1 protein-coding gene is annotated in these 836 nt (G+C 79.8%); it reads right to left on the reverse strand.

Features of this window, described 5'->3' with window-relative positions; genetic code table 11:
• Positions 1-836, reverse strand: an 836-nt coding sequence (locus tag WCS02_RS20770) for a YhgE/Pip domain-containing protein (RefSeq protein WP_422665451.1), incomplete at both ends; no start/stop codon positions are given.

Raw genomic sequence — 836 nt, forward strand, 5'->3', positions numbered from 1 at the left:
GGCTGGTGCTGCCGGGCAGGGCGGCGGTGCCGTCGCGCAGCTGGGCGAGCCCGTCCGCGAGGGCCTGGGCCCCCTCGGCGCTGGCGCCCGCCCCGGAGGCGAGCTGGTCGCTGCCGTCGGCGAGCTCGGCGGTGCCGTCGCTCAGCCCGTCGAGCCCGTCGGCGAGCTGCCGGGCGCCCTCGTCGGTGGCGGCCAGGCCGTCGGCGAGCTCGCCGGAGCCGGTGCCGATCTCCCCGGCGCCCGCGGCGGCCTCGGACAGCGAGGTCCGCACGCCGGAGAAGCCGACGTAGAGCCCGTCGAGGTAGGTGGTCGTCAGCTCCTCGCCCAGCGTGGCGGCGACCACCCCGCCGACGAGGGCGGCGACCGCCCCGTCGCCGACCGGCCCGGCCTCCGCCGTCCGGACGTCGACGGTCGCGCCGGTGGCGTCGGCCGGGTCCGTCGCCGACAGCGAGGTCGCAGCGGCGCTGAAGTCCTCGGGGATCGTCACCACGGCGGCGTAGCGACCCTCGGCGAGACCGTCCTCGGCGCCGTCGGCGTCGGTGAGGGTCCAGGTGAGGTCGCTCGGCAGGCCCTCCCCGTCGACCTCGGGCAGCGGCTCGCCGTCCAGGCCGACGCCGGCGGTGAGCGCCGCGACGACCTGGCGGCCCAGCGGCACCGTCTCGCCCTGGACCGTGACGGGCTCGTCGAGGTTGACGACGGCCGCCTCGATCCGGTCGAGGTTGGACGCCGGGTCCGGCAGCCCCCAGGCCACGGCGCCGGCGACGACCGCCGGCACCAGGGCGAGGCCGCCCAGCGTGGCGAGGCGGCGCCAGGGCCGGCGGGCGGCGGGCGCGGGG

Source organism: Aquipuribacter hungaricus (assembly GCF_037860755.1).
In the GTDB taxonomy this organism is placed as follows: domain Bacteria; phylum Actinomycetota; class Actinomycetes; order Actinomycetales; family JBBAYJ01; genus Aquipuribacter; species Aquipuribacter hungaricus.